Annotated in this window: 21 protein-coding genes; 18 read left to right on the plus strand and 3 right to left on the minus strand. The window is 63.7% G+C overall.

Annotated features, from left to right (window positions below; genetic code table 11):
- Positions 1 to 4: 4 nt before the first annotated feature.
- The 16 genes from WKV53_RS10170 to WKV53_RS10245 all read left to right on the plus strand — a co-directional run bounded on the left by WKV53_RS10170 (position 5) and on the right by WKV53_RS10245 (position 14674).
- Positions 5 to 931 (plus strand): ADP-ribosylglycohydrolase family protein, encoded by a 927-nt coding sequence (locus tag WKV53_RS10170; RefSeq protein WP_341404468.1) that lies wholly within the window; start codon positions 5 to 7, stop codon positions 929 to 931.
- Positions 928 to 1533: a bifunctional nicotinamidase/pyrazinamidase gene (pncA, locus tag WKV53_RS10175; protein ID WP_341404469.1), complete on the plus strand. Its 606-nt coding sequence runs from the start codon at positions 928 to 930 to the stop codon at positions 1531 to 1533. Before WKV53_RS10170 ends, pncA begins: the two co-directional genes overlap by 4 nt.
- The gene (gene pnuC / locus WKV53_RS10180; RefSeq protein WP_341404470.1) at positions 1530 to 2183 is read left to right on the plus strand and encodes a nicotinamide riboside transporter PnuC; all 654 of its coding nucleotides are present in this window, start codon (positions 1530 to 1532) and stop codon (positions 2181 to 2183) included. Before pncA ends, pnuC begins: the two co-directional genes overlap by 4 nt.
- Positions 2180 to 3193: an AAA family ATPase gene (locus WKV53_RS10185; protein WP_341404471.1), complete on the plus strand. Its 1014-nt coding sequence runs from the start codon at positions 2180 to 2182 to the stop codon at positions 3191 to 3193. Before pnuC ends, WKV53_RS10185 begins: the two co-directional genes overlap by 4 nt.
- A gap of 13 nt (positions 3194 to 3206) precedes the next feature.
- Positions 3207 to 4439, plus strand: a complete 1233-nt coding sequence (locus tag WKV53_RS10190) for an LL-diaminopimelate aminotransferase (RefSeq protein ID WP_341404472.1) — start codon at positions 3207 to 3209, stop codon at positions 4437 to 4439.
- Between the two features lie 66 nt (positions 4440 to 4505).
- Complete coding sequence (locus tag WKV53_RS10195) at positions 4506 to 4721, plus strand: addiction module protein (RefSeq protein ID WP_341404473.1); 216 nt, start codon at positions 4506 to 4508, stop codon at positions 4719 to 4721.
- 44 nt (positions 4722 to 4765) lie between these two features.
- Positions 4766 to 5008, plus strand: coding sequence for a hypothetical protein (locus WKV53_RS10200; RefSeq protein WP_341404474.1), 243 nt, complete (start codon positions 4766 to 4768; stop codon positions 5006 to 5008).
- A gap of 93 nt (positions 5009 to 5101) precedes the next feature.
- Positions 5102 to 5827, plus strand: a complete 726-nt coding sequence (locus WKV53_RS10205) for an AIM24 family protein (protein WP_341404475.1) — start codon at positions 5102 to 5104, stop codon at positions 5825 to 5827.
- 68 nt (positions 5828 to 5895) lie between these two features.
- The gene (locus WKV53_RS10210; RefSeq protein ID WP_341404476.1) at positions 5896 to 6117 is read left to right on the plus strand and encodes an RNA-binding protein; all 222 of its coding nucleotides are present in this window, start codon (positions 5896 to 5898) and stop codon (positions 6115 to 6117) included.
- Positions 6118 to 6217: 100 nt separating this feature from the next.
- Complete coding sequence (locus WKV53_RS10215; RefSeq protein WP_341404477.1) at positions 6218 to 8026, plus strand: hypothetical protein; 1809 nt, start codon at positions 6218 to 6220, stop codon at positions 8024 to 8026.
- A gap of 58 nt (positions 8027 to 8084) precedes the next feature.
- A complete protein-coding gene (locus tag WKV53_RS10220; protein WP_341404478.1) occupies positions 8085 to 9371 on the plus strand; it encodes a serine/threonine protein kinase in 1287 nt (428 codons plus the stop codon).
- Positions 9372 to 9415: 44 nt separating this feature from the next.
- Positions 9416 to 10699, plus strand: a complete 1284-nt coding sequence (serS, locus tag WKV53_RS10225; protein WP_341404479.1) for a serine--tRNA ligase — start codon at positions 9416 to 9418, stop codon at positions 10697 to 10699.
- An 84-nt stretch (positions 10700 to 10783) separates the two neighbouring features.
- Positions 10784 to 11938 carry a hypothetical protein gene (locus tag WKV53_RS10230; RefSeq protein WP_341404480.1) on the plus strand — a complete coding sequence of 385 codons (1155 nt, stop codon included), beginning with the start codon at positions 10784 to 10786 and terminating at the stop codon, positions 11936 to 11938.
- Between the two features lie 9 nt (positions 11939 to 11947).
- Complete coding sequence (locus tag WKV53_RS10235) at positions 11948 to 13429, plus strand: SUMF1/EgtB/PvdO family nonheme iron enzyme (protein ID WP_341404481.1); 1482 nt, start codon at positions 11948 to 11950, stop codon at positions 13427 to 13429.
- A 143-nt stretch (positions 13430 to 13572) separates the two neighbouring features.
- Entirely contained in the window at positions 13573 to 14082 is a 510-nt protein-coding gene (locus WKV53_RS10240; protein ID WP_341404482.1) for an OsmC family protein, read from the plus strand.
- A gap of 46 nt (positions 14083 to 14128) precedes the next feature.
- A complete protein-coding gene (locus tag WKV53_RS10245) occupies positions 14129 to 14674 on the plus strand; it encodes a DUF4240 domain-containing protein (RefSeq protein WP_341404483.1) in 546 nt (181 codons plus the stop codon).
- Positions 14675 to 14812: 138 nt separating this feature from the next.
- Here the strand turns inward: WKV53_RS10245 and WKV53_RS10250 are convergent, their stop codons facing one another.
- Positions 14813 to 15742 carry an AEC family transporter gene (locus WKV53_RS10250; protein WP_341404484.1) on the minus strand — a complete coding sequence of 310 codons (930 nt, stop codon included), beginning with the start codon at positions 15740 to 15742 and terminating at the stop codon, positions 14813 to 14815.
- 176 nt (positions 15743 to 15918) lie between these two features.
- On the opposite strand from WKV53_RS10250, the gene WKV53_RS10255 reads away from it, so the two are divergent.
- Both WKV53_RS10255 and WKV53_RS10260 read left to right on the plus strand, forming a co-directional pair.
- A complete protein-coding gene (locus WKV53_RS10255; RefSeq protein ID WP_341404485.1) occupies positions 15919 to 16677 on the plus strand; it encodes a right-handed parallel beta-helix repeat-containing protein in 759 nt (252 codons plus the stop codon).
- 77 nt (positions 16678 to 16754) lie between these two features.
- On the plus strand, positions 16755 to 18299 hold the full coding sequence (locus tag WKV53_RS10260; protein ID WP_341404486.1) for an FAD-binding oxidoreductase: 1545 nt from the start codon (positions 16755 to 16757) through the stop codon (positions 18297 to 18299).
- Between the two features lie 44 nt (positions 18300 to 18343).
- Here the strand turns inward: WKV53_RS10260 and WKV53_RS10265 are convergent, their stop codons facing one another.
- Together WKV53_RS10265 and WKV53_RS10270 are read right to left on the minus strand one after the other, a co-directional pair.
- Positions 18344 to 19087 carry a class I SAM-dependent methyltransferase gene (locus WKV53_RS10265; RefSeq protein ID WP_341404487.1) on the minus strand — a complete coding sequence of 248 codons (744 nt, stop codon included), beginning with the start codon at positions 19085 to 19087 and terminating at the stop codon, positions 18344 to 18346.
- Positions 19088 to 19186: 99 nt separating this feature from the next.
- On the minus strand, positions 19187 to 24838 hold the full coding sequence (locus tag WKV53_RS10270; protein ID WP_341404488.1) for a CotH kinase family protein: 5652 nt from the start codon (positions 24836 to 24838) through the stop codon (positions 19187 to 19189).
- Between the last annotated feature and the right edge of the window lie 93 nt (positions 24839 to 24931).

The following is a 24931-nucleotide window of genomic DNA, read 5'->3' on the forward strand; positions in this document are numbered from 1 at the left end:
CACGATGGCCACTTCCCTTGAATACGCCCAAGGATGCCTCGCCGGACTCGCAGTCGGCGACGCACTCGGCACCACGCTGGAGTTCACCACACCCGGCTCGTTCAAGCCGCTCACCGACATGATCGGCGGCGGACCCTTTCGCCTGAACGCGGGCCAGTGGACGGACGACACCTCGATGGCCCTCTGCTTGGCGGAGAGCCTGATCGAGCGCGCCGGGTTTGACCTAAGCGATCAAATGCAACGCTACGTCCGCTGGTGGAAGGAAGGACATCTGAGTGCTACCGGCCGTTGCTTCGATATCGGAAACACGGTGCGATCCGCTCTCTCCGATTTTTCTATCGACGGCAGGCCCGCCAGCGGCAGCAACGACAGATACTCGGCGGGCAATGGCTCGATCATGCGACTGGCCCCGGTCCCCATCTTCTTCCGCGATGCGGATGAAGCGATCCACTACGCCGCTGAAAGTTCGCGAGGCACCCACCAGGCCGCCACCTGCCTCGATGCCTGCCGCTACCTCGCGGGCATGCTGTGGGGACTGCTGCATGGCGCGACAAAGGATGAAGTCCTCGCGCCCTCCTATCACCCATCGGGAAAGAATTGGGAAGGAATGGACCAAGCCATCGCTACAATCGCCGCGGGATCGTTCAAAGAGAAGGAACCGCCAATGATTCGTGGAACCGGCTACGTGGTGCAATCGCTGGAAGCGGCCCTATGGGCCTTCCATCGCTCGAAAAGCTTCGAGGAAGGCGCACTCCTAGCAGTGAATCTAGGCGAAGATGCCGACACCACCGGCGCAATCTTTGGCCAGATCGCCGGGGCCTACTATGGATTGGACGGCATCCCCGCGGGGTGGCTGGAGAAGCTGCACGGGCGGGAGATGATCCTCGATTTCGCAAGCAAGCTTTTCACCACCTCGAAAGCGGTACCATGAACACTCACGCTCTCATCCTCGTCGATCTGCAAAATGACTTCCTCCCCGGCGGTACCCTCGCCGTGCCGGGCGGTGATGAAGTCATCCCGATCGCCAATCAATTGATGAACGACTTCGAACTCATCGTTGCCACCCAGGACTGGCACCCCGCCAGCCACGGCAGCTTCGCAGCGAATCACCCCGGCCGCCAACTCTTCGAAAGCATCGACCTCCACGGCCTCCCACAAACCTTGTGGCCCGTGCATTGCGTCGAAAACACCGGCGGCGCTCTCTTCGCACCCGGCCTCGAAACGCGCCGCATCACCCGCGTATTCCAGAAAGGCACGCGGACCGAGATCGATAGCTACAGCGGCTTCCACGACAATGGCCGCCGCCATTCGACCGGCCTCGCCGATTGGCTGCGCGCCCAGGGGATGACCCATGTCACTGTCTGCGGACTAGCCACTGACTACTGCGTGAAATTCACCTCGTTGGACGCCGTGGCAGAAGGCTTCCACACCACACTTCACCTGCCGGCTAGCCGCGGCGTGAACCTCCAGCCCGGCGACGTGGATGCCGCCATCGAGGAAATGCGAGCGAAGGGAGTCGTCATCACCGCATGACGTCCGACGCCCGCAGATTCCGCATCGAGGCAATCGCCGTGACCGTCCTCTGCGCGGCGTTGCTCCTCTGCGCTTGGCAAAAGTGGCTGCCGCTCGATCTCACCGAAGCCCTCGGCTTCGCGACCGGAGCAGCCTGCGTCTGGCTCGTCACCCGCGGCAATATCTGGAACTGGCCCATCGGACTCGCGAACAATGTATTCTTCGCAGTACTCTTCTGGCGCTCCCGGCTCTATGCCGACTTCGGGCTGCAGGGCGTCTATTTCATTCTCGGCGTCTGGGGCTGGTGGCAATGGCTGCACGGCGGCACCAATCGCTCGCATCTAACAGTTTCGCACACACGCCGAGCAGAGTGGCTCGGCATCGCGCTCTTCCTCACCCTTGGCACCTGGGGCCTGCGCGAACTCCTGATCGCGGTGAATGGCGCAGCGCCCTTTTGGGACGCGGTCACCACGATCTTGTGCCTCGCCGCCCAATACCTGTTGTGCCGCAAGCGCCTCGAAAACTGGTGGCTGTGGATCGCGGCGGACATCATCTACGTTCCGCTCTACCTCTCCCGCCACCTGCCCCTCACCGCGATTCTCTATGCAGGCTTCATCGGCCTGTGCATCGTCGGCCTCATCCGATGGAAACGGGAACTCGTCACGACATGAACCCCAGCCGCTTCGGGCTCGGCGTGGTGATCGGCAAGTTCCTGCCGCCCCACCGCGGCCACCGCCATCTCATCGAGACCGCGCTTTCGCAATGCGAGCGGGTGATCGTCATCGTCTGCGGCAAGCCCATCGATCCGATCCCTCCCCATCTCCGCGCGGAGTGGCTTCGCGAAATGGTCCCCGCCGCCGAAGTCATGCTCATCGACGACCGCTACGATGAGAACGACTCGCGCATCTGGGCCGAGAATACGATCCAATGGCTAGGCCGCGCACCGGATGCCGTCTTCACCTCCGAAGACTACGGCGATCGCTACGCCTCCTACATGGGCTCCACGCATGTACAAGTGGACAAAGCCCGCCTCACCGTCCCCTGCAGCGGCACCGCGGTCCGGACCGACGCACTCGCCATGTGGGATTTCATCGACCCCCCGGTCCGCGGCTGGTTCGCCAAGCGAGTCGTCATCGTCGGCGCGGAATCCACCGGCACCACCACGCTCGCCATGGATCTCGCCTCCGCTTTGCAAACGCCATGGGTCGCCGAATACGGCCGCGAATACAGCGAAGTGAAACAAGCCCGCGGCGAGACGGAATGGTTTACCGACGAGTTTCTCGACATCGCCCGCGAACAAAACCGCCGCGAAGACCTCGCCGCCCGGCAGGCAAACCGGATCCTGATTTGCGACACGAACTCGTTCGCCACCGCGCTCTGGCACCGCCGCTACATGGGCCACCATGATGAGAGGCTCCAAGCGATCGGCGCAGAATGCCGGGCCGATCTCTACCTCCTCACCGGCGACGAAATCCCCTTCATTCAGGACGGCCTGCGCGATGGCGAGCATATCCGGCACGAGATGCACGGCTGGTTCGAAACCGCTCTCGCAGCACAATCCGCCCCCTGGCACCTGCTCCGCGGCACCCGGGAGCAACGGCTCGCGGAAGCCCTGAAGATCATCCGCACCCGTTGGCCGGCAATCGAGGAATCCCTTGCCCCTGCTCCGGACGGCGTCTAAACCACCCGCCGCCATGGCCTCGATCAATTCGAACTTCCTCAAGCTCAAAGCCGGTTACCTCTTTCCCGAAATCGCCCGCCGGGTGAAGGCCTTCTCCGATGCCAATCCGGACAAGTCCGCCAAGATCATCCGCTGCGGCATCGGCGACGTGACCGAGCCGCTGCCCGCCGCCGTGCGTGCCGCGATGCACGAGGCGATCGATGAAATGGGCGTCCGCGAGACCTTCAAGGGCTACGGCCCGGAGCAGGGCTACGAGTTCCTGCGCCAGGCCATCGTCGACAATGAGTTCGCCGGCCTCGGCATCGGTGCCGATGAAGTCTTCATCTCCGACGGCTCCAAGTGCGACACCGGCAACATCCTCGACATCTTCGGCAAGGGCAACGTGATCGCCATCACCGACCCGGTCTACCCCGTCTACGTCGATACCAACGTCATGGCCGGCAACACCGGCGACGCCGATGAAAAGGGCGCCTACGGTGGCCTCGTCTATCTTCCCTGCACCGCGGAGAACGGCTTCGTCGCCGACCTGCCGAAGGAGCGCGTGGATCTCGTCTACCTCTGCTTCCCGAACAACCCCACCGGCGCTGTCGCCACCCGCGCGCAGCTCGAAGCCTGGGTGAAGTACGCGAAGGAGAACGACACCATCATCTTCTTCGACGCCGCCTATCAGGCCTTCGTCCAGGACGCCTCCGTTCCCAAGTCCATCTTCGAGATCGAAGGTGCCAAGGACGTCGCCATCGAGTTCCGCTCCTTCTCGAAGAACGGCGGCTTCACCGGCGTGCGCTGCGCCTACATCGTCATCCCGAAGACGGTCACCGGCAAGGATGACCAAGGCAACCGCGTCCCGCTCCACCAGCTCTGGAGCCGCCGCCACAGCACCAAGTTCAATGGCGCCAGCTACCCCGTCCAAAAGGGTGCCGCCGCCGTCTTCTCCGAGCAGGGCAAGGCCGAGGTGAAGGCACTCATCGAGCACTACATGGGCAATGCCAAGCTGCTCGTCGAAGCCGCCAAGTCCGCCGGCCTCCAGGTCTTCGGCGGCGTGAATGCCCCCTACGTCTGGGTCGGCTGCCCCGCCGGTCTCGGCTCGTGGGACATGTTCGACAAGATGCTCAACGAAGCCCAGGTCGTCATCACCCCCGGTGCCGGCTTCGGTGCCGCCGGCGAAGGCTGGTTCCGCATCTCCGCCTTCAACTCCCGCGCCAACGTCGAGGAAGTCTGCCGCCGCCTGAAGGCGCTGCTCGGCTGAACCGTCTTCTGGTAACCGGGGAATTCCTCCTTTCGCAAAGTGGGGTTCCCCGGTAACCTTCTGTTCATGAGTCTCGCGGAAATCGAGAAACAGGCAGCCGCATTGCCGGTGGAAGAACGCGCTGCGCTGGCTAGCTTTCTTCTGCATTCCTTGCCGGAGCCGGATCATGACGTATCCGACGAAGAGGTCGCCGAACGAGTCCGGCAGGTGAACGCGGGAGAAGTGGAATTGATCAGCTTCGACGAATTGCGCCGCGGGGTTTTCGCTGACCGGGCCCGCTGATGCCCTCGTTTCATCCTCAAGTCCGGCGGGACGTCGGGCGCGCCATGCGCCACTACGATTCCATCAGTGATTCCTTGGGAGATGATTTCTGGCAGAAGTTCGAGGAAGCCTGTCGCCTGATCGATGCGCATCCAGAGCGCTCTCACTTCGACGCCAGCGGCTGGAGACGGGCGAGTTTGGAGCGATTCCCGTATCACCTGCTTTTCTATCAAGAGCTTGAAGGCTCCCGGGTCATGGCCCTGCGTCACAACCGGCAGCGGCCGGAGTTCGGACTGCGCCGGAAGTAGAAGGGTCGCGGAGTGGTCACCGAGTGGTGGTTCGAATTCGCCACCGAGTTTGGATTAGCACCGGACACTTATCTCGGCTAGACAAGCTCCCCTATGTCCACGCCGCCGACCCTTCCCGCCAACAGCCCTGCCGAAAGCCTCCAGCAATTCGTCACCCGCACCGCCCAGCGCGATCTCGGCCAGGGAGTCTTCGAGCTGGAGTCGCCACGCTTCCTCGAAGTGAACCTCAACGGCCGGATGAACACCAAGACCGGTTCGATGGTGGCGTACCATGGCGACATCAAGTTCACCCGCGAGGGCATGCTCGATCAAGGCGTCGGCAATCTCCTCAAGCGCGCCGTCTCCGGCGAAGGCATGCGCCTCACCTACGCCGATGGCAATGGCAAGCTCTACCTCGCGGACCAAGGGAAGCGGATCATCATCCTCAATCTCAAGAACGAGTCGCTGGTGGTGAATGGCAATGACGTCCTCGCCTTTGAGACCAGTCTCCAGCATAAGATCACCATGATGAAGAAGATCGTCGGCATGATGGCCGGCGGACTCTTCAACGTGCGCTTCGATGGCAGCGGCCTGCTGGCGATCACCAGTCATCATGAGCCGCTAACGCTGCGCGTGCAGCCGGGCCGGCCCGTGATGACGGATCCGAATGCGACCATCGCATGGAGCGGCAACCTCAGCCCCCAGTTGAAAACCGATGTCTCGCTCAAGACCTTCCTCGGTCGCGGCTCCGGCGAATCGATGCAGATGCGCTTCGAAGGCGACGGCTTCGTCATCGTGCAACCCTACGAAGAAGTCCACATGGTCACCTCGGCCGGGTGACTCCGCCTACCGCCCCGGGCCTTTTCCTTGACAATCAACGCACTCCCCGGAGACTCGCGACCGTAATCATGAAAGGGGACCGAGTGGAAAGCGAGCTGTTGCACACGGAGAAGATCCTGGCTGACCGGAAGACCTTCTTCTTGGATCTGAAACAGAACTCCCGTGGCATGGTGGTGAAGATCACCGAGGACGTGGGCGGCAACCGTGACACCATCATGGTGCCTGCAGACATTCTGGGCGATTTCATCGCCGCCTTGAACGACATCAAGGAGACCGCCGACAATCACTAGTTAGAGGCAGGTGCGGGAAATTACTTAGTTTTCCCTTATTTTCTGATTTTGCGATCCGGGGGGTGGATTTCCTTCCCGATTTACGCTTCACTCGCGGCCAGTGGTAGCACCCTTGCAGTTCATCCATTCCGCCTTTGCAAGCAGCATCCCCCGCAGCACCCGACGCGGTGGCATGGGGATACGGCTCGCGGTTTGGGGAGTGGCGCTTGGTCTGGCCACCGCAGCGGCCGACACCGTCTGGCAGCCGGTCACCAACTATTCGATCTCCTTTCCCGGAGACCGGCCGGATGCCGCCCCGGCGATCAATCCCTTCGACAATTTCACCCACTTCGGCACCGACTTCGGCTGGATGGGTCCCGGCCAAGCCCGCTTGGAGTCCAGGGCCGGCGCGATCCGCACCAAGGCGGACGGCGAGTGGACCGGTGCCTGGCATTCACTGGCCGGCCTCGCCACCGAAGGCCAGCGGCTGTTCGATCCCACCGATGTCACCGGCCTCGGCGGGCCGCCTGAAGTCCGCGCCGGCGTGGTCGCCGTGACTGTCGATGCCCGCGGCCAGGGCGTGCTCCGTGTGGAGCTCGCTGATCCCGGCAAGCGCGTGAAATGGACCCGCACCATGTCGCTCGAGCCGGGTGAACGGACGCGCCATCGCTTCGAGTTCTCGCCCGCCGAAGTAGGCCCGGTGAAATTCTTCAACTGGGTCGCCGAGCCCGGCAGCGCGGTGGAGGTCTCGGCCATCGGCTTCGATGTCCAGAAGCCGGCAATCTCCGACGAGGAGTGGCTGCTGCGCGTCTCGCTCGGGAAACTGCGCCGCTGCCATGATCCCGAGGACGGCCTCACCCGCGACCGCGCGCACTTGCCAGCGGGGGTTTTTGACTCTGTCAGCTCGTCCGGCCTGCATGCGCTGGCCAGTGCCGCCGCCGCCGCGGAGGGCTGGCTGGACCGCGACATGGTCGCCGGTGAAATCCGCCGGACCACCCGCGCCCTGCTGGGCATCCAGAAGGCCGCCGGTTTCCTCCCGCACTTCACCCGCAATGACGCGAATGGCCTGCCAGTGGTGCACCCCGGCACGGAGTTCAGCACGGTGGACACCGCCATCACCCTGATCAGCCTCCGCCTCGCCGGCGATGTGCTGGGGCTGGATGATGTCCAGGACGCCATCGCGGCGATGATTTCCGACCTCGACTTCGACCTCGCCTGCAGCGGCGACGGCTGGATCAGCCACGGCTTCGCGACCGATGGCACCACCCCGCTGTCCGGCCAATGGCGGGACTGGGGCGGCGAGACCGCACTGGTCCTGATGCTGGAGGCCATGGTGGCGGGCCGCGAGCCGAAGGGCCACATGAACCCCGGCGGCCAGGTCTTCCGCGGCGTGCAGTTCATTTCGGAAATCCAGAGCCTCCTCTACCCCGACTTCGACCGGCAGGCCCCGGACCTGCTCGCCGGCACGGTTTGGCCGGCGGCCCGGCGGGATTTGTTAGACCGCCAGACCCGCTACGTGGACAAATACTGGCCGGATTCGCCCGCCGCCCGGGCCGGCATCTTCGGACTCTCCAGCGGCGAGGGCGGCATGCCCGGCCAGGGCTACCAGGCCTATGGCGTGGACACCCCGGCCATCCGCTGGCTGCACCCGCACGCCATGGTCATGGGCTTGGCACTCAGCGGCGGCAGCCGCTACTCGGAGGGCGTCCACCGCATGATTGAGGCGGGTTTGGTCGTGCCCCAGGGCCTTCCGGAGAACATCGAGATCGGCCTTTCCCAGCACAATCCCATGCAAGGTTCCCTCAATGCCGGCTTCGAGGCGCTGGCCGCTTATCATGGCTTGCGGCGCGCCGGAAACGACGTGATCGATGTGGCCAGCCGCCACGATCCCTTGCTGCGGGCAGGGGTCCGGCGCTTCTACGCGGACTGAAGCCTACCTAACTGGTCTGGTTTTTCTTCATTGCCGCAGGGGGAAACGCGGCTTCAAAGTGTGGAAAGCCCTTTACATGGAGGAACGATACGAGATCCGGGGGAAGCTCGGCCAAGGCGGACTAGGCGCGGTGTACCGCGCGTGGGACCACGCCTTGAAGCGGGAAGTGGCGGTCAAACGGATCGTTTCCGGCGACGACGCCGAACACCGCGAGGAGGCCACCAAGCAGATGGAGAAGGAGACCGGCGCCCTCGCCGCCCTCCAGCATCCGAACATTGTCACCATCTACGACGTCGGTTCCGACGAGGACGGCCCCTTCGTGGTGATGGAGCTGCTGACCGGCCAGACGCTCGATGAGATCGTCGAAAAGGCGCCGCTCACGTGGCCGGATTTCCGCGAACTGGTCCTCCAGATCCAGGAAGCACTGGTCGCCGCCCAGCACCTCGGCCTCGTCCACCGCGACCTCAAGCCGTCGAACATCATGGTCAACTGGCTGCCCTCCGGCCGCTTCCAGACCAAGATCGTCGACTTCGGCCTCGCCAAGTTCAGCCCCAAGACCTCCATCGACACCATCGAGCAGGGCGACATCTTCGGCTCGATCTTCTACATGGCCCCGGAGCAGTTCGAGCGCGCGCCGTTCGACCAGCGCTTGGACATGTATTCCATCGGCTGCGTCTACTACTTCACGCTGACCGGCCAGAATCCTTTCCAAGGCGAGACCGCCCACCAGGTGATGGCGGCCCACCTCGAGCACCGCGTCATCCCGCTCGGCGAAGTCCGCCCGGACATCCCGAAATGGGCCGCCGACTGGGTGATGTGGCACATCAACCGTTACCCCGGCGAGCGCCCGGAAAACGCCCGAGAGAGCATGAAGAGCTTCATCCAGCTCGATCAGCCGCTCTCCCAGGCCATCGTCCAGCCAACCCCGGCCGTGCCCCAGATCCCGGCCGGCCTGCGCCCGCGCTTGGCGAGCGGTGCCCCCCAGCGTCCGGCCCCCGTGCCGACCGCCATGACGGCGACCCACACCGTCAAGACCCACACTGCACCGCAGCCGCTGGCCCCGCCGGATGGCGCTCCGCCCAGCCTGCACACGACCCAGTCGATTCCTGAACTCGAAGTCGACACTGGCCCGCCGCCCCCGGACATCGCCGTGCAGCCTGAAGTGGTGACCGCCCCGGTCCCCACCGTCCGCCGCGCCCCCGGTGCCGGCATGGCCGCACCGACCTACTACCTTCCGAAGAAGAAAAAGGGCATGAGCGAGGGCCAGCGGAATTTCTACGCCGTCATCGGCGGCCTGCTGATCCTGGCGCTCATCTACTTCCTTGTGACCCAATTTTCCAAGTAGGGCGGTGGACGCGCGACGCGCGATGCTCTAAGCCTCGCCGCGCCATGCTCGATATCCGCGAGATCCGCGAACACACCGATGCCATCCGCGAACGCCTCAAGGCGCGCGGTGGCAACCATTGGACGCTCATTGACGAAGTGCTCGCCTGCGACGAATCCCGCCGCAAAGCCGAGACCGAAAAGCAGCAGCTCCAATCCGAGCGGAAGAGCACCTCCAAGCAGATCGGCATGCTGAAGGGCAAGGGCGAGGACACCTCGGCCATCGAAGCCGCCGTCCGCGAGATCAACGACAAGATCGCCGCGCTCGACGCCGATTCGGAAGCCGCGGGCACCCGTCAGGCCGAGCTGCTCATGGAAATCCCGAACCTCCCCCACGCCGACTGTCCGGTGGGCGAGGACGAGACCGCCAACCCGGTGGTCCGCACTTGGGGAGAGAAGCCGGAGATCGCTGGCGCGCAGGATCACCTGACGCTCGCCGAGGCGCTCGGCATCATTTCGCTCGATGACGCCACCCGCATCGCTGGCTCCGGCTTCGCCGTATACCGCGGCAAGGGGGCCAAGCTGGAGCGCGCGCTTATCAATTTCCTGCTCGATCTCCAGTCGAACGAACACGGCTACGAGGAGGTCAATGTCCCCCACGTGGTGCTGCGCGAGTGCATGGAAGGCACCGGCCAGCTCCCGAAATTCGAGGACGACATGTACGGCACCGATGCCGGCGAGGACGGCCGCAACCAGCTCTTCCTCGCGCCCACCGCCGAGGTGCCGGTGACCAACCTTTACCGCGACACGCTCCTTCACGAAGCCGACCTGCCAAAGCGCCTCTGCGCCTACACCCCCTGCTTCCGCCGCGAGGCCGGCAGCGCGGGCCGCGACAACCGCGGCATCATCCGCATGCACCAGTTCGACAAGGTCGAGCTGGTCCAGGTCGTCCACCCGGACGTCTCGTTCGCCGAACTGGAAAACCTGCTCGGCCACGCCCAGGCAGCGCTGGAAAAGCTCGGCCTCCACTACCGCACCATCGAACTCTGCACCGGCGACCTCGGCTTCGGCTCGGCCAAAACCTACGACATCGAAGTCTGGGCTCCCGGCCATGGGAAGTACCTCGAAGTCTCGAGCTGCTCCTGCTTCACCGACTACCAGGCCCGCCGCATGAAGCTCCGCTTCAAGGACGCCGAAGGGAAAAACCGCTTCTGCCACACCCTGAACGGCTCCGGCACCGCCCTGCCGCGCCTCTACGTGGCGATCCTGGAGCAGTACCAGCAACCGGACGGATCCATCAAAATCCCGGACGCGCTGGTACCCTACTTCGGCGCCACGGAAATCCGCTAACTCCTTCCGTATACGCAATCGCCCGTGGGTGTCGGCCGAGGTCGCTGCTTGCGTCGCCGATTTTCGCCGCCTAGCGTACCGCTCATGTCCCGTCATCTCCGGTCCGATCTTGTGTTCCGGCTCTCCTGCTGGGGGCTGGCGTTGGTCGCGTTTTGCCAGCTCCTGACCGCCGGCGTGGCCCTGGCCATACGCGTCGAGCGCGCCCAAGAGGTGAAGATCGTCGAAAAGGAAGGGCCGACGAAAATCATCACCGTCGCACCCCAAGCCGCGGAACCTGCGGTGGCCAGCATCCCGGCACCGAAGCCTGTGGTGGAATTGCCGCCGCTTCCCAAAGCCACCGAGCTACCCGCCCCGCGCCCGCTTACCGTTCCCGTCAGTGCCGACCCCGTGGTGGAACGGCTCGTCATCGAGGCCCGCAAGGCCCGCCTCGCCGACGACATGTCCACCGCCATGAACAAGGTGGAATCTGCGCTCGACGCCGCGCCCAAGGATCCGAACGTCCTCTACGAGAAGGCCCTCATCTATGAGGAAATGGCCGGAGCCGATCCCGCTCTGGCGGACAAGGCGGCCGATGCTTACCAGGAAATCCTCGCCCTCGGCACCACCGGCGCGGGATCCCTCTATGCGCTGGCGGGCGAGAAACTCGCAGCCGGCATCGCGATGCCTGCCGACCTCCGCGGCCAGCTGGCCCTCGGCCGGGTTTGGATCTACAAAGACAAGGACTACGAGGACGGCCAACGCGTGGTGGTCACCGTGCCGGTCCATGGCTCGCCGGATTCCGAGCTCAAGGAAGGCGACTTGGAAGTGAAGGTCACCTTCTACGACTCGATGATGCAAAAAGGCAAACGCGAGATCGTTCAGACCGCCGTCGGCGTGAAGAAGGAGAACGTGAGCTACATCACCCTGCCCTTCGACTTCGCCACCGGCGAGGAGCTGGTGCGCTTCACCTACATCCTGCCGAAGGACGATCTCCAACAGGAGCACCTGTTCGGAAAACGCGAATACTACGGCCAGGTCGTCGAGCTGATCTACAAGGGTGAGGTGCTGGACGCCGCCTCCTGGCCCCGCCACCTCTCATCGCGCAGCAGCTCCGCCGCACAGCAACAGCAGCAGCAAACCGGAAATCCGTGGGACCAGATGCCCCAGTTCCTCGATGTGGAAGGCGTCCTGCCTGACATGCAGTCTGCTCCGTCGCTCCCGTCGAATGGCGACCTGCCGCCGCCGCCTCCCGACCGCTGACCTGACTTCATGGACGATTTCCGCCTCCGCGCCGGTGCCATCATTGGCGATTACCGCCTCGACGAAGTCCTCGACGAAAGCCCGACCTCCGTCACCTGGTTGGCCGAGCAACAGTCCATTCGCCGCACGGTGGTGGTCATCGAGCTGAAGCCGACGGCCCTCCACTCCAGGGATGCCTTCCTCGCCGACATCCGTGCGCAGGCCGCCGTCGATCACCCTCTAATCGGCTCGGTCTATGAGGCGGTGAACCTGCCGGAACACTGCTTCGCCGCGCTGGAGCGGCTCCCCGGTGCCTCGCTCGCAGACCGGCTGAAAGCCCGGGAAGCGATGAAGCCGGCCCAGGTCGCCCACGTCCTGCGCCGGGTGGCCGAGGCGTCCATGACGCTGGAGTCCGGCGGCATGTCCACGGCCGCGATGCATGCAGGAGACGTGTTTCTCGACACCCACGGCGTCGTTCGCGTGGCAAATCTCGCCCGCGCCGGCGTGCGCGAGGCCGGGCGCTCGGCCACCGACATTGCGGCCCTTGGCGGCGAACTCGTCCGTCTGGTCGCTGACGGCCGGGCGGGGGCCTCGCGGATGATGACCCTGCTTGCATGGATGCGTGGCGAGGGGCTGGAGCGTTCGCTGACCTGGACGGAAGTCCGTTCCTACGCCGAGCAGATCGAGCAGCAGCTCGCTGAAAGTCCCGCCGCTGCGGCACCACCCACCGCCCGTGCCCAGACCAGAAAGTCGCCGCTACCCCTGGTGCTCGGCTTGGCGGCCGTGGCGATTGCCGCGGGGTTCGGAGCCTTTCTTCTGAAAGGGAAGGCCAGCAGCAAACCGACAGCTTCATTGCCCGGCCCGGTGGTCGTTCCCGAGGGTGCCCATCCGCTTCCCGATGGCGGCACCTCGGCCCTGCCCGCCTTCGAACTGGGCGCCCACGAGGTGACCATCGGCGAATACGAAGACTTTCTCAAGGCACTCGCCGTCCTCCCTGCCGACCGGAGGACCACCTACGACCACGCCACTCAGCCCGCGGAAAAGGCCGGCCACGAGCCGGAGGGCTGGGCGGACATGCTCGCCGCCATCAAGACCGGCGGCCAATGGCAGGGCCGCGTGATCAGCCGCGACTGCCCGATCGTGAATGTCGATTGGTGGGACGCCATGGCCTACTGCGAGTGGAAAACCGTCCACCTCCCGACCGAGGAGCAATGGTGGGCCGCCATGCACCTCCAGCTACCCGAGCCCTCGGCCCTGCGCCCCTCCGGCTGGGGACCGGTGTCAGAAATCGCCCCCACGGACCGCACCCCGGCTGGCTTCGTCGGCATGGCCGGCTCGGTCACCGAGTGGACCCAGAGCCAATCGCTCAATCCCGCCAACCCGCTCGGCGAAAAGAACTGGGTCCTCATGGGCGGCTCCTACCTCAAGCCCTCCTCCGGCGCCACCGCCCGCGAATGGACCGCCGACCGCGCCCTCCGCCGCCCCGACCTCGGCTTCCGCGTGGTGGAGTAGCCATCAGCGACCAACGATCCCGAAGGGATCGCAGCAAGTAGCCGGTGGTCGAGCCGCACCGCGGCGAAAACCACCGGAACCCCCGAAAAGCAGACAGAATCCCGGATGGGATTCCAGCCGGGCTGGAAGCACCCCCTAGATCCATGGACAGCACCGAACTCAAAGCGCTGCAGGCGCCCCTCAAGGCCCAGTACCAAGAGTCCCCCGAAAAGGCCCTGGTCACCTTGCGCGCCCACGGCCGCCTCGACGAAGGCATCAGCTGCCGGGTGGATGCCGGACAGTCGGCAGTGGTCGCTGGATTGCATCCGGCCACCGGCGGCAGCGGCGCAGCGGCTTGCTCGGGGAATATGCTGCTCGATGCCCTCGTGGCTTGCTCCGGTGTCACCTTGAACGCAGTGGCCACCGTTCTTGGCATCCATCTCCGGGACGCCGCCATCGAAGCCGAAGGTGACTTGGATTTCCGCGGTACCTTGGGCGTCTCCAAGGAAGTGCCGGTCGGCTTTCAAAGCATCCGGTTGATCGTCACGCTGGACACCGATGCCTCGGACGAACAGCTCGCGAATCTTCTCCGATTGACCGAGCGCTACTGCGTGGTCCTTCAGACCCTCAAGCACCCGCCGGAAACGACGCTGCTTCGAAGGCCTCAGCCGTGAAGCCACAGCTTCAGCCCATACGCCAAAGACATCCGCTGCATGCACTATGACCATTGACCAGTTCTGGCAGATCATCGATCAATGCTCACCCCATTCGTTCGACATGGGGCTGAAGTGCCGCTCATTGGAAAAGGCCATTTCGACTTTAACACCAGATGAGCTTCGCGCATTCACCGATCATTATTGGAGTTGTCGAACAAAAGCTTATCATTGGCCACTGTGGGATGCGGCTTCCATCAGCCATGGAGGATGCGGTGACGACTCCTTCATGGACTATCGTAGCTCTCTGATTACATTTGGTCGCGATACATTCGAGAGTGCTTTATCTGATCCAGACAGTTTGGGGGATTTGGAGCATCCCATACCTCGTAGCCAGGATGTGTATGTGGTCATTCATAGTGTTGCCGAACGAATGCTCGGACCCAATTACAGGCCGCCAGGGGGTGACCCCTCCGAGCCAACGGGAGAGTCAATCGAAGGCGCTGAGGACTACGATTCTATTGCGTTAAACCGCTTCCCTAAGCTCCATGCACAACGGGATCGAATCTCTGCTACTATTCAGCAGAAGAAACCATGGTGGAAGCTATGGTAGACAACAAGACAAAGGAGGACGAACAAGCCGCGGTAGGCAACGGCGGCATCGCGCGGCGGTTGCAATCGGCGCGTCTCGTGGCCGCCGCTGAGCTTGGGGTCGTCAAAGTGAACTGCGATTCCGCCGGAGGTTCGATCCCTACGCTAGCCACAGCTTCAGCCCATACACCAGCGCCGGCGTGGTGATCAGACTGATCAAGGTGCTGTAGTACACCGCCGAAGTCGCAAACGAGGTATCGCCGCCGAACTCATGCGCCAATAGCGCCGTGTTCACCGCCGTCGGAGCGGCCGCCGCCAGAATCAGTGACGCGGACACATCGCGCGAGAACCCGAACGCCATCACCAGCAGCACCGCCAGCGCCGGGGAAATCACCAGCCGCAGCAGGATCGCCGACCACAACGGCCCGCGAAACGGCGCCGGCTTGGTTTGCGACATCTGCACGCCCAGCGTGACCAGTGCGAAGCCGATCAACCCCGCCTGAATCAAGTCGAAGGGCTCCCACAGCCAAATCCAGTCCTGCGGCCGCACCCCAAGACCGCGGCACGTGAGCCCGGCAGCCATCGCGTAGAGAGTCGGCTGGCGCAGCATCTTCATCAGCGCCTTCCGGTGTGCCCCCACGGTCTCACCCCGCGCCTGCGCCAGGAAAAGCCCGACCGTGTAGGTCGAGATGTTCATCGTCGCGAGGACGAAGATCTGCACCGCCGCGGCGTAGGCCCCGAAGGCCAGCGTCACCAGCGGCAGCCCGTAGTTGCCGCAGTTGTAGAACATCGCCGCTAGCGAAAGCGCCTGCCTTCCCCGCGTGTCCATCCGGCACAGGCGACCTGCAATGATGCTGCCCACGAACATCAGCGCGATCGTGCACAGCGTGAACCCCGCGATCCGCAGTGCCTCCGTCCCGCCCATCTCCGCGCTCACCACCCGGGTGAAAATGAACGCCGGCACCATCAGGTAGATGTTCAGCTTCACCAGCGTCTCCAGGTGCAGCTTGAACTTGCGGTCCATCAGCCAGCCCGCGCCCACGATCAGGAAAATCGGCGCACAGACATCGAGCAGGATCCGGAAAAACACGCGCGGCGATCAACGCGGTCACGGGCCGCGATGTCAATCGGTGTCCCGCCCTTACGCCCGCTGTAAGGCTCTCAATTACACAAAGTCCCGGCAGACCCCATCCCGCGATCACGTGAGTCGGTTCGGGTTCTCTGATCTTGCAGTTACCTTAAGGATCGGGCAGGGTCCGCCCCACTATGAAACTTCTGCCCTCCCTTGTCGCCGCTCTTCTGACGGGCCTCGCTGCCTCCGCCTCCGCCCAAGCCACCCGCACCTGGGTCTCCGGCGTGGGTGACGATGCCAACCCCGGCAGCCGCACCGCCCCGTGCAAGACCTTCGCCGGCGCCATCAGCAAGACCGCCGTGAAAGGCGTGATCAATGTCCTCGATCCCGGCGGCTTCGGCGCGGTCACCATCACCAAGTCGATCACCATCGACGGCACCGGCTCGGAAGGACACATCCTCGCTTCCGGCACCAATGGCATTGTCATCAATGCCGCTGACGACGACGTGGTCATCCTCCGCAACATTCAGTTCGAGGGTGCTGGCACCGGCCTCGTCGGCGTGAAGATTCTCAAGGCCGGCGCGGTCTATCTCGAGAACTGCCGCATCGAGAATTTCCAACAGGGCGTGGTCGAAACGACTTCCTCCACCACCGGCACCCAGATCTTCCTGCGCGACTGCCTGATTCACGAATGTAGCGGCGAGGGCATCTCGCTCGCTCCAGGCGCGGACACGGCCAGCGTGGCGCTGCTCGAAAACACCCGCGTCGAAGGCTGCGGCACCGGCATCTCGGTCGCGGACCGCGGTCGTGCCGTGCTCAATGGCTGCACCATCGCCTTCAACGTGGCCGATGGCCTCAAGAAGGTCGGCAAGGGCGTCCTCGAGTCCTACAAGAACAACCACATCCTCGGCAACACGCCGGACGGCAAGGCCACTACCTTGACCACCAAGTGAGCTCATCCCCGGAATCCGCGGGCTTATCGGACAAGCTCGCGGATTGACCGGAATGCCTGCCGGGGAAATCCTTGGCCGTGCCTCTTCCTCCCAAACGCCCGACTTGGATCTCTCACGGTGGTGCTGCCCGGCAAGATCGACGCCCGGGCGGTCATGACGACGGCCACATCTTTGAAGACCTCGACAAGCCGGGAGCTGCCGAGGTCGTGACGCCCTCCTCCGAAGAGGAAACATCGGAGATCTCCGTCACGACCGTCTCCGCGGAACTCGCTGAGCTGTTAGGACCGGGCAAGGTCTCGGTCCGCGCCGCCGATCTGGAAGAGCACGCCGCTGACAAGTGGTATGCCCGCAGGGAGCCGGACATGGTCGTCTTCGCCGAGTCCGCTCAGGATGTTTCGAAGACGCTCCGCTTCGCCTCCAAGCGGAACATTCCCGTCACCACCCGCGGCGCGGGCATCGGCTATGTCGGTGGTGCCGTGCCGGTGACCGGCGGGATCGTCCTCTCGGTCGCGCGGATGAACCGCATCATCGAGATCAATCCCGCCGATGGCGTCGCCGTCGTGCAACCTGGCGTGATCACCGTGGCGCTCCAGAATGCCGCGCGTGCAGTCGGCTGGGACTACCCGCCTGACCCGGCGTCGCTGAAAGAGTGCTCCATCGGCGGCAATATCGCCACCAATGCCGGCGGCCCCCGTTGCCTGAAGTACGGGGTCACTCGTAGCTACGTCCTCGGCCTGGAAGTGGTCCTGGCCGATGGCCGCGTGATGCGCTGCGGCGGTCGCGTCCACAAGAACAAGACCGGCTTCGACCTCTGCGGCATCTTCACCGGTTCGGAGGGCATGCTTGGCGTGGTCACCGAGATCACCCTCCGGCTGATTCCCAAGCCCGCCTCACGCGCCATGCTGGCCGCGGTCTTCCCCGACTTCCCCGCGGCGGCAGCAGCCGTTCAGACGATCCTCAACAGCGGCCACCTTCCCTCCGCCTTGGAAATCACCGACAGCTTCACCCTGGCCGCCGCCCGCAAGCGCCTCGGCGAGGACAAGCTGCCCCCCGGCCAAGCCCATCTCATCGTCGAGATCGACGGCCGCCCCGCGGCAGTGAAGAGCGAGCTGAAGGAGCTGGAGACCCTGTTAGGAAAAGTCGGAGCCACCCGCATCGACCGCGCCACCAAGGAAGCCGAGTGCGAGGCGATCTGGCAGCTGCGCCGCGAGTTCTCCTACTCCCTCCGCGACACCGGCCTCACCAAGCTCAACGAGGACATCGTCGTCCCCCGCTCGAAGCTCGTGGCCTTGGTCGACTTCGCCCGGCGCTTGGAAGAAGACACCGGCATCCCCGTCGCCTGCTTCGGCCACGCCGGTGATGGCAATATCCACACCAATCTTATGGTCGCCGGCTTCGAGGACCCCGCCACCCGTGAGAAGGCCGAAAAGGCCCTCGACCTCCTCTTCGCCTGGGTGCTCGACCACGGCGGCGCCATCACCGGCGAGCACGGCATCGGCCTCGCCAAGAAGCCATGGATCCATCAGGCCCTCGGTGAAGTCGCCTTCGACGTCCACCTCGCTCTCAAGGACGCCCTCGACCCGCAAGGCATCCTCAATCCCGGCAAGTTTCTCGACGACTGAGCCGCGACCCCAACGCTGCGCTCCAAGGGTACGTAGTCCCGCCTTCAGGCGGACTCGAGCGATCCCTTGATCCCGCCAAATGCGGCAAAGCACGAATGCTTGTGCAGCAAGTCCACACTCTGGAACCCCACACGCCTCATCAGATCCAACTGATAGGTCACCGGACGCGGTGAATCCTCGCGATCAATGTAGGCGAGCACCTTGTCCGCGTATTCCTCGCCGCCCACGCCAGCCAAATAGGCGCGATAACGTTGCCACATCATCCGATCAATGCCGTCAGCCTCTTGCGTGACCAGATCCGTGATCCACAACGAACCACCCGGCTTCAACCAGCGGAACATCGCGGCAAACGCCGCCTCCCAATCCGCATCATCACGCAAGTGGTGCAAGACCGCTGCGGCCAGGATGACGTCATAGCTCCCATCCTCGATCGGCAACGCGCGGAAATCACCCGCCCACGTGACCACTGGTTCGGAAGTCTCTGCACTCACCCGCTGCTTGGCCCGCTCAAGCATCGGCAGGCTCAGATCGCTCAAGTCACAGGCGAAACTCCGGCCATAGCTCTTCAGCAGCTTGATCGTATTGTTGCCCGCACCACAGCCGATATCGAGCACCTTCCGGATCTCCGGTGTCGCAGCGATGGCCGCCTGCGTGATGAGCTCCATCGCCAGCGGCGCATCAATCGTTGCCACCTGACCGGTTTCAAGATTGGAGAACCGTTCCACATCCCCATCAAAGCGCTCGCGAATCTCGTGGATCGACGACTTGTCCTGCAACGGCGTTTTCATGACCGGCGCTAGTCTGGCACCATCTGCCGTGTGAACCAGTGTCAATTGGGGTACACGGCAATCGCGAGGAGGCCTGATCCGCTTCGTGCAAGGGTGATGTCACGGATTCGCCAGCATCACCTCCAGCCTCACGAACATCCGCGGGTCCGGCGAAGGATTCCCCGTGAGCGATGCCGGCAATGTCACCGGCAACCAGCCGCTCTCCAACGGCGGGATCGGTCCGACCGTCGAGTCGAACAGCGTGTTCACCCACGTGCCGGAATTGTTCGAAGCCTTCACCCTCCACACCAGGTCGGTCAGCGCCGCATTGTAGCGGAAACGGAATTTGAGGCTACTGCCGTCCTTCACCAGCACCGGCAACAAGTGCAGCACCGGAGCGTATGGCCCCACGCCATGGGCGTAGCGCATGATATTGGAAACCCCATCACCGGCAGGCATCGCCTCCGGACCGGAGACCGCATCATCGACACGATCGCCACCGGTGAAATTCTGGTTCCGCCAATACGCATAGGTGCCTGGCTGGACATTCAGTGCGTCGCCTTCGATCGTAAAGTTGTCGAAGCGGTTGTTACCGGCCGTGCCACCCGTTCCCTGTTGGAAGGTGATCCGCACCGCGAAGAACGGGTTGTCATCGGCGGTCGCAATGTTGCGGAAGTCGAGGATCTGCAACACGGGCGTTCCATCCACCACCGTGATCGTCGTGAAAGGAGTCCACGTGGTGCCATTGGTCGTGTAGCTGACATTCTGAAGGCCCGCTCCTTGGCCGGATCGGCGGGTTTCGTACTTCACCACCGGGTTCTCGTAATGGGTGGTCGGCAGCGCGAAGGTCAGCGTCGCACCGAGCGGGTTGTTCAAGCGGAAATGCTTGCCCGCGGGATCGTTGTCGCGGGCGTTCTCCGCGAAGAACTCCTGGCCATCATCATTGGTCACAGCCGCACCACCGGTGAGGACCGTCGAGATCGCGCCACCGCCGATCGTCTCGGTGACGTTGAGAACATTCGCCGCGTTGAGCGCATTGAAGTTCCAATAATGCATCAGCAGGCCCGGCGGCGGCGTGGTGGCAGCGAACTGCGCCGGCGCGGACCAGCGGCTCCACCGGCCCGTGTTGTCCTGGTGTCGGACCCGCACGCGGTAGGTCTTGCCCGGGACTGCGATACCATACGGAATGGTGATCGACCCCGGAGAAGCCGTAGATTCCTGAGTCCAAATACTATTGATCTCGTACTTCGGCGCTGTGCCGGCGACATAGCCGCTCACACCCTGGCCTGAGATCTCCGCGAGACGCCACTGGGTCTTGGCATAGGTGCCGGCACCCTGCGGATCGGAGAAGGCGGATGAGGTGAAGGTCAGATCACTCGTCGGGAACGCGGGATTGCCCGTCGCAGTGACCACAGGCCGGTTCGGGATCAGCGCATCAGCCGCTTCCGAGGCGAGGTACTGGTAGCCGTAGCCGAGCTGGTTGCCATTGTTCACCGTCCACGCTCCGCCCGGCCAGGCATTGGTCGCGTAGTCACGCAGGTAAATCATCGTGTCTTCGTGCTCCATCGTTCCGGAAGACGCCGGAGTGCGCAGCCAGCGCGTCCACCCGCCACCGATGCGACTGTCCGCATAGCTGGTGCGGTAGAAGTTCCCCTTGTGGTTCGTCTGGCCGCTGGCGGCGCTATCGGAGCCTTGCGTGCGCGGGTGAAGGTTCCACATCGCGGCATCGGCATCCGCCCACGTGAGCGTCTGGCCCGCGGGATTCACGATCGACGAGAACTCATTGAGAAGCTGGCCGAATTGCCCCCCGCCGGCCGTGTTGTCATCGACCAGCAGGTCGAGTAGCTCCCGCGCGCGATTCCGATACTCCAACGCCAGCGCCGGGTTCTGCAGGATCGATTTGTAAGCATGGATGACGCCCGGGTAGCTCGTGCCGCTGACGGTGGTGCTCCAGTGGGTCTTGGCGATGAACATCATGTCCAAGTCCCACGGCACCGGCACCCAGCGGTTGTCGGAGGAGCGATGGTAGAAGTAGTGATTGTATCCCCCGCGCAGGTCCACATTCCCCGTCAAGCGGCTGAGCGCATGGAAGGTGTAGTAGGCATCCATATCCATGTTCGCCCGCCACCAGGCCTCGGTGGGATTCGCATTGACGTGCGCATCACGGAACGTGTCCCAATCCGAAGAATCGACCGGCTGCGTGATACCCTGGTTCTTCTTGTCGCCCGCGTTGTTCTCGATCTTGTAAACGTTGCCGTCCGGCAGGCCGCGCTCGTCGAGGAATGAACCGTCCGGCTGCTCCACCGCCAGATAGAGCCCCCAGAAGTCACCCGCATACTGCCCGTCCGCATTGCCAATCGGATCATTCACGGTCGTCCCGGCTGCAGGCGTTTCCGTCGCCCCGCGAACCACGCGGAAGTGATAGTAGTGCGTATTCGGCGATGGCAGCCCCCCAAGCTGGAAGATCTTGTAAGACGCGGCCTCCTCGACACCGGCCATGCCGCGATGCAGCGACGCCCACGGACTGGCGCACGCATCACCGGAGAAAGATCCCCACTTCTCCGAGTAGTCGTTGCCGAAGTTGTTCTTCGCCGGCAAGTCACGCGCCCGGTTGAAGAAGAAGCGCCACTTGTTCTTCCCCGAAACGTACGTGGACGCCTCGCCGCGATTCTTGAACTCGATGTGGTCGTAAACTTTCCCATCATACACGAAGGTTCCGCGGAACCGCACGGCATCCGAACCACTGTTGTACTGCGAATTGATCACGTCGGTGCCATTCGCGATCAACGAATACACCGGCAGATCGTCCAACAGCGTGTTCGGGAACGTCTGCAACGTGGTCGACCCCGGCCGGAACGCACCCTTCCACGCCGGCAATCCACTATACACATAGTAGGCAAAGTTCGGCTGCTGGTCATCCGCATACGGAACGGTGGCACTGTTGCCGAGACTGTCCGAGAAGGTGATCTTGTAGCGTACCAGCCGCCGGTTCGTCTGCACGCTCGCCGGAAGGCGCACCGTATAGATCGAATCGCCCGCCGTCGCATCCCCGCTCAGGCCATTGTCCTTCATCTGCACCGTGGTCCACGACGTCGCGTAGGCCGCATCGGTCAGGCGGATGTAGCTGCCGGGATCGACGGTCTGATACGCGAGATTGACCGTGCCAATGCCATCCGGGTCGGTGACCTTCGCGGTGATCGTCACGGCCTGCCCGGCTGCAGGGCTGACCGGCGAATGATCCACCTGCCGGATCTGCGGCGGGATCGTGGCCGCCGCTGCCGCCTTCACCGAATTCGCCGCACCGGGCGTGGGCACCGCGGACGTGTTCGTGGCGGACAGGAGCTCGATGTCCATCGACAGGTCGCTGCTACCGACCGTGGTATTGAAGGTGTGGATCGCGATGACATTGGTGCCGCCGAAGAGGAAGCTGTCGGCATTGTTGATCACGATTTCCTCCCAGTCGTTCTCATGCGCCACAGGAGCGAGGTAGTTGTAGGCAAGCTGTCCGCTGCCAACGTTCAAGCGGTGGACCTCGGTGCCGTTGATCCACACCACGCAGCCATCGTCAATCCGGAGGCGTAGCCGGAGCTGCGATGGGATGGAGCCCGCGGCCACCGTGAAGCTCTTCCGGAAGTACACGCTCCGATAGCTGTTCTGCATGTCGGAAAGCGTGGTCAGCACGCCCGGATCGTTGTAGCCGATCCCCGCCTGACCCGTGAGCCACGTGCTGTCGTTGTAAGCGGTGGCGCGCCAGGCATCGACCGGGCTGGAAGCTTCCGCAGTGCCCTTCTTGTATTTCCAGCCGGTCGCCTGAGTGGCGATGTAGGTCACGGGTGGCACGGCAGCCGAGCCGGACGCACGCCATGAGCCGCCGAGATCATTGTCGAGCCCGGGATGAATCAACTCGGCAGAGCTCCCCCCACCATCCGCCCCCGTCGGCCAAGGAAAGCCCGCGCCGTATCCCACACTGTCCTTCAGTACACCGCCACCATCCTTCAGGTCGATGCGCTCGCCCGTGGAGCTCAGCTTGCCAGTCCATGGCCCCAGCGCCGTCTTGCCATACTTGGAAAGGATCACCGCCGGATTCTCCGCGATCACCAGATAGCCGCCGGCCGGCAGCGAGGTCCCACCTGGAAACGTGAACGTCACCGCGTCCGAAAGCGTCCACCCGGACAAATCCAACGCGGCATCCCCCGGATTGTGGAGCTCGATGAATTCCTCCAAGCTCGTCTTGTCCGCCGGATGGTAGTTGATCTCGTTGATGACCGCGGTATTCGGCACCAGCGGCGTGGTGGTGAAGCTGGCCGAAGAAGCAGCCCACGCGGTTCCGGCCGCATTCACCGCCCTACTACGGAAATAGTAGGTGGTCTGCGCCGAGAGTCCGCTCACGAACTGGGTAAAGTCGCCGCTTTGGAGACCGAGGCTCACCGACGATGTCCATGACGCCGGATTCGTCCCGCCATTCGTAGTTCCATAGAAGAGCGTCACCACCGGCGCATCGCCGCCGATCGCCGTGATTTCGCCGCGCAGGCTCGCCGTGGTCCCGGTAATACCTTCCGCATCCTTGTTGACCACCGTCGCCAGCGTGACCGCAGGCGTGGCAAAGCTGGATGACGTAGCCGCCCACGACTGCCCCCCGCCATTTTGCGCCAAGGCACGGAAGTAATAAGTGGTGCCGGGAGAAAGCCCGGTGAGCGTGTTGGTCGCAGCTCCGGAGAGCTGACCCAAGCTGACCGACGAAGCCCAGTTCGCCACCGTGGTCCCACCATCGGCAGGCCCGTAGTAAATCGTCGTCACCGGAATCTCCCCACCGGTGGACGTGACATTCGCACCCACAGTCGCCGAAACTGGCCCGACTCCGCTCGCTGCAATGTTCACGACCGATGGAGGCAATGGCGGCGTCTCAAAGCTCCCGGACGAAAGCGCCCACGAATCTCCCGCCACATTGGTGGCCCGGCTGGTGAAATAGTAAGTGGTCGCCGGCGTCAGCCCGCTGATTCCGCCGGAATAGCTGCCGGAGTAGGTGCCAGCCAGCGGCAGCGAATTTTGCCAGCCCCCGGCGGTCAGACCGCCATCCGCCGTGCCCCAGAAGAAGGTGATGGAAGGCGCGCCATTGCCGACATCCGTCACCTGGCCGTTCAGCGTCGCGCTGTTCGCCGTGAGCGCCGACACCGTCTGATTCACCACGGTGGCAGCCCCCGGTGGCACGTTCGAAGTCGCATCCAGCCGGATATTGTCGAAATGCGAGCGCCCGGTACCACGCGCCTGCAGCAAGATCCGGATCGTCTTGCCGACCGCGGCGGGATTGTCAGGCGTGCTAAAGACCAGCGCCGGCGCATCGCCAAACGTCTGCGACGCCAGCGTGCTCGCATTGATAATCCCCGTCCCGTAGATCGTGCCCGTCGAGTCTGCCAGCAGGTACTGGCTCTGGTTTCCCGGCTGGGTATTGCCACTCCGGTTCCCCGCCGCCACCGTCAAGGTGTAGCGGGTATTCGCCTGATAGGCGACCGCCAGGTCCTGCCAGACATCCTGCCCGAGGTTCATTCCAAGGTGGTCCGTCCCATCCGCCGCGAATCCGGTGACGTATTCCTCGAAGGCATTGCCCGAGGTCGCTCCTCCCGTCCCGGTCCACTCGGGTCCAATATCATTCGTCCACTGCCCGGCCGTGTTCGAGTTTCCTTCAAACGATGGGTCACCAATCGTCACCGGCGAGGCAACGAGACGGCACAGGAGAGCGATCGCGATACCCGCGACGCGGCAGGGAAACTTCATGGGTTAGATCGAGGTCGGGGAGAACAGGCGCTGGAATACAGCAAAAAAGTGACTTTCCTAGTGTCTTTGTGACAATTACGTCAAATTCCGGAC

This window comes from Luteolibacter sp. Y139 (genome assembly GCF_038066715.1).
GTDB classification, from domain to species: Bacteria; Verrucomicrobiota; Verrucomicrobiia; order Verrucomicrobiales; family Akkermansiaceae; genus Haloferula; species Haloferula soli.

Coding starts and splice junctions, on each gene's coding strand:
- WKV53_RS10185 (WP_341404471.1), top strand. CDS start 2,180: ATGAACCCCAGCCGCTTCGGGCTCGGCGTGGTGATCGGCAAGTTCCTG.
- WKV53_RS10240 (WP_341404482.1), top strand. CDS start 13,573: ATGGACAGCACCGAACTCAAAGCGCTGCAGGCGCCCCTCAAGGCCCAG.
- pnuC (WP_341404470.1), top strand. CDS start 1,530: ATGACGTCCGACGCCCGCAGATTCCGCATCGAGGCAATCGCCGTGACC.
- WKV53_RS10245 (WP_341404483.1), top strand. CDS start 14,129: ATGACCATTGACCAGTTCTGGCAGATCATCGATCAATGCTCACCCCAT.
- WKV53_RS10255 (WP_341404485.1), top strand. CDS start 15,919: ATGAAACTTCTGCCCTCCCTTGTCGCCGCTCTTCTGACGGGCCTCGCT.
- WKV53_RS10190 (WP_341404472.1), top strand. CDS start 3,207: ATGGCCTCGATCAATTCGAACTTCCTCAAGCTCAAAGCCGGTTACCTC.
- WKV53_RS10195 (WP_341404473.1), top strand. CDS start 4,506: ATGAGTCTCGCGGAAATCGAGAAACAGGCAGCCGCATTGCCGGTGGAA.
- WKV53_RS10200 (WP_341404474.1), top strand. CDS start 4,766: ATGCGCCACTACGATTCCATCAGTGATTCCTTGGGAGATGATTTCTGG.
- WKV53_RS10205 (WP_341404475.1), top strand. CDS start 5,102: ATGTCCACGCCGCCGACCCTTCCCGCCAACAGCCCTGCCGAAAGCCTC.
- WKV53_RS10170 (WP_341404468.1), top strand. CDS start 5: ATGGCCACTTCCCTTGAATACGCCCAAGGATGCCTCGCCGGACTCGCA.
- WKV53_RS10265 (WP_341404487.1), bottom strand. CDS start 19,087: ATGAAAACGCCGTTGCAGGACAAGTCGTCGATCCACGAGATTCGCGAG.
- pncA (WP_341404469.1), top strand. CDS start 928: ATGAACACTCACGCTCTCATCCTCGTCGATCTGCAAAATGACTTCCTC.
- serS (WP_341404479.1), top strand. CDS start 9,416: ATGCTCGATATCCGCGAGATCCGCGAACACACCGATGCCATCCGCGAA.
- WKV53_RS10230 (WP_341404480.1), top strand. CDS start 10,784: ATGTCCCGTCATCTCCGGTCCGATCTTGTGTTCCGGCTCTCCTGCTGG.
- WKV53_RS10270 (WP_341404488.1), bottom strand. CDS start 24,838: ATGAAGTTTCCCTGCCGCGTCGCGGGTATCGCGATCGCTCTCCTGTGC.
- WKV53_RS10235 (WP_341404481.1), top strand. CDS start 11,948: ATGGACGATTTCCGCCTCCGCGCCGGTGCCATCATTGGCGATTACCGC.
- WKV53_RS10210 (WP_341404476.1), top strand. CDS start 5,896: ATGAAAGGGGACCGAGTGGAAAGCGAGCTGTTGCACACGGAGAAGATC.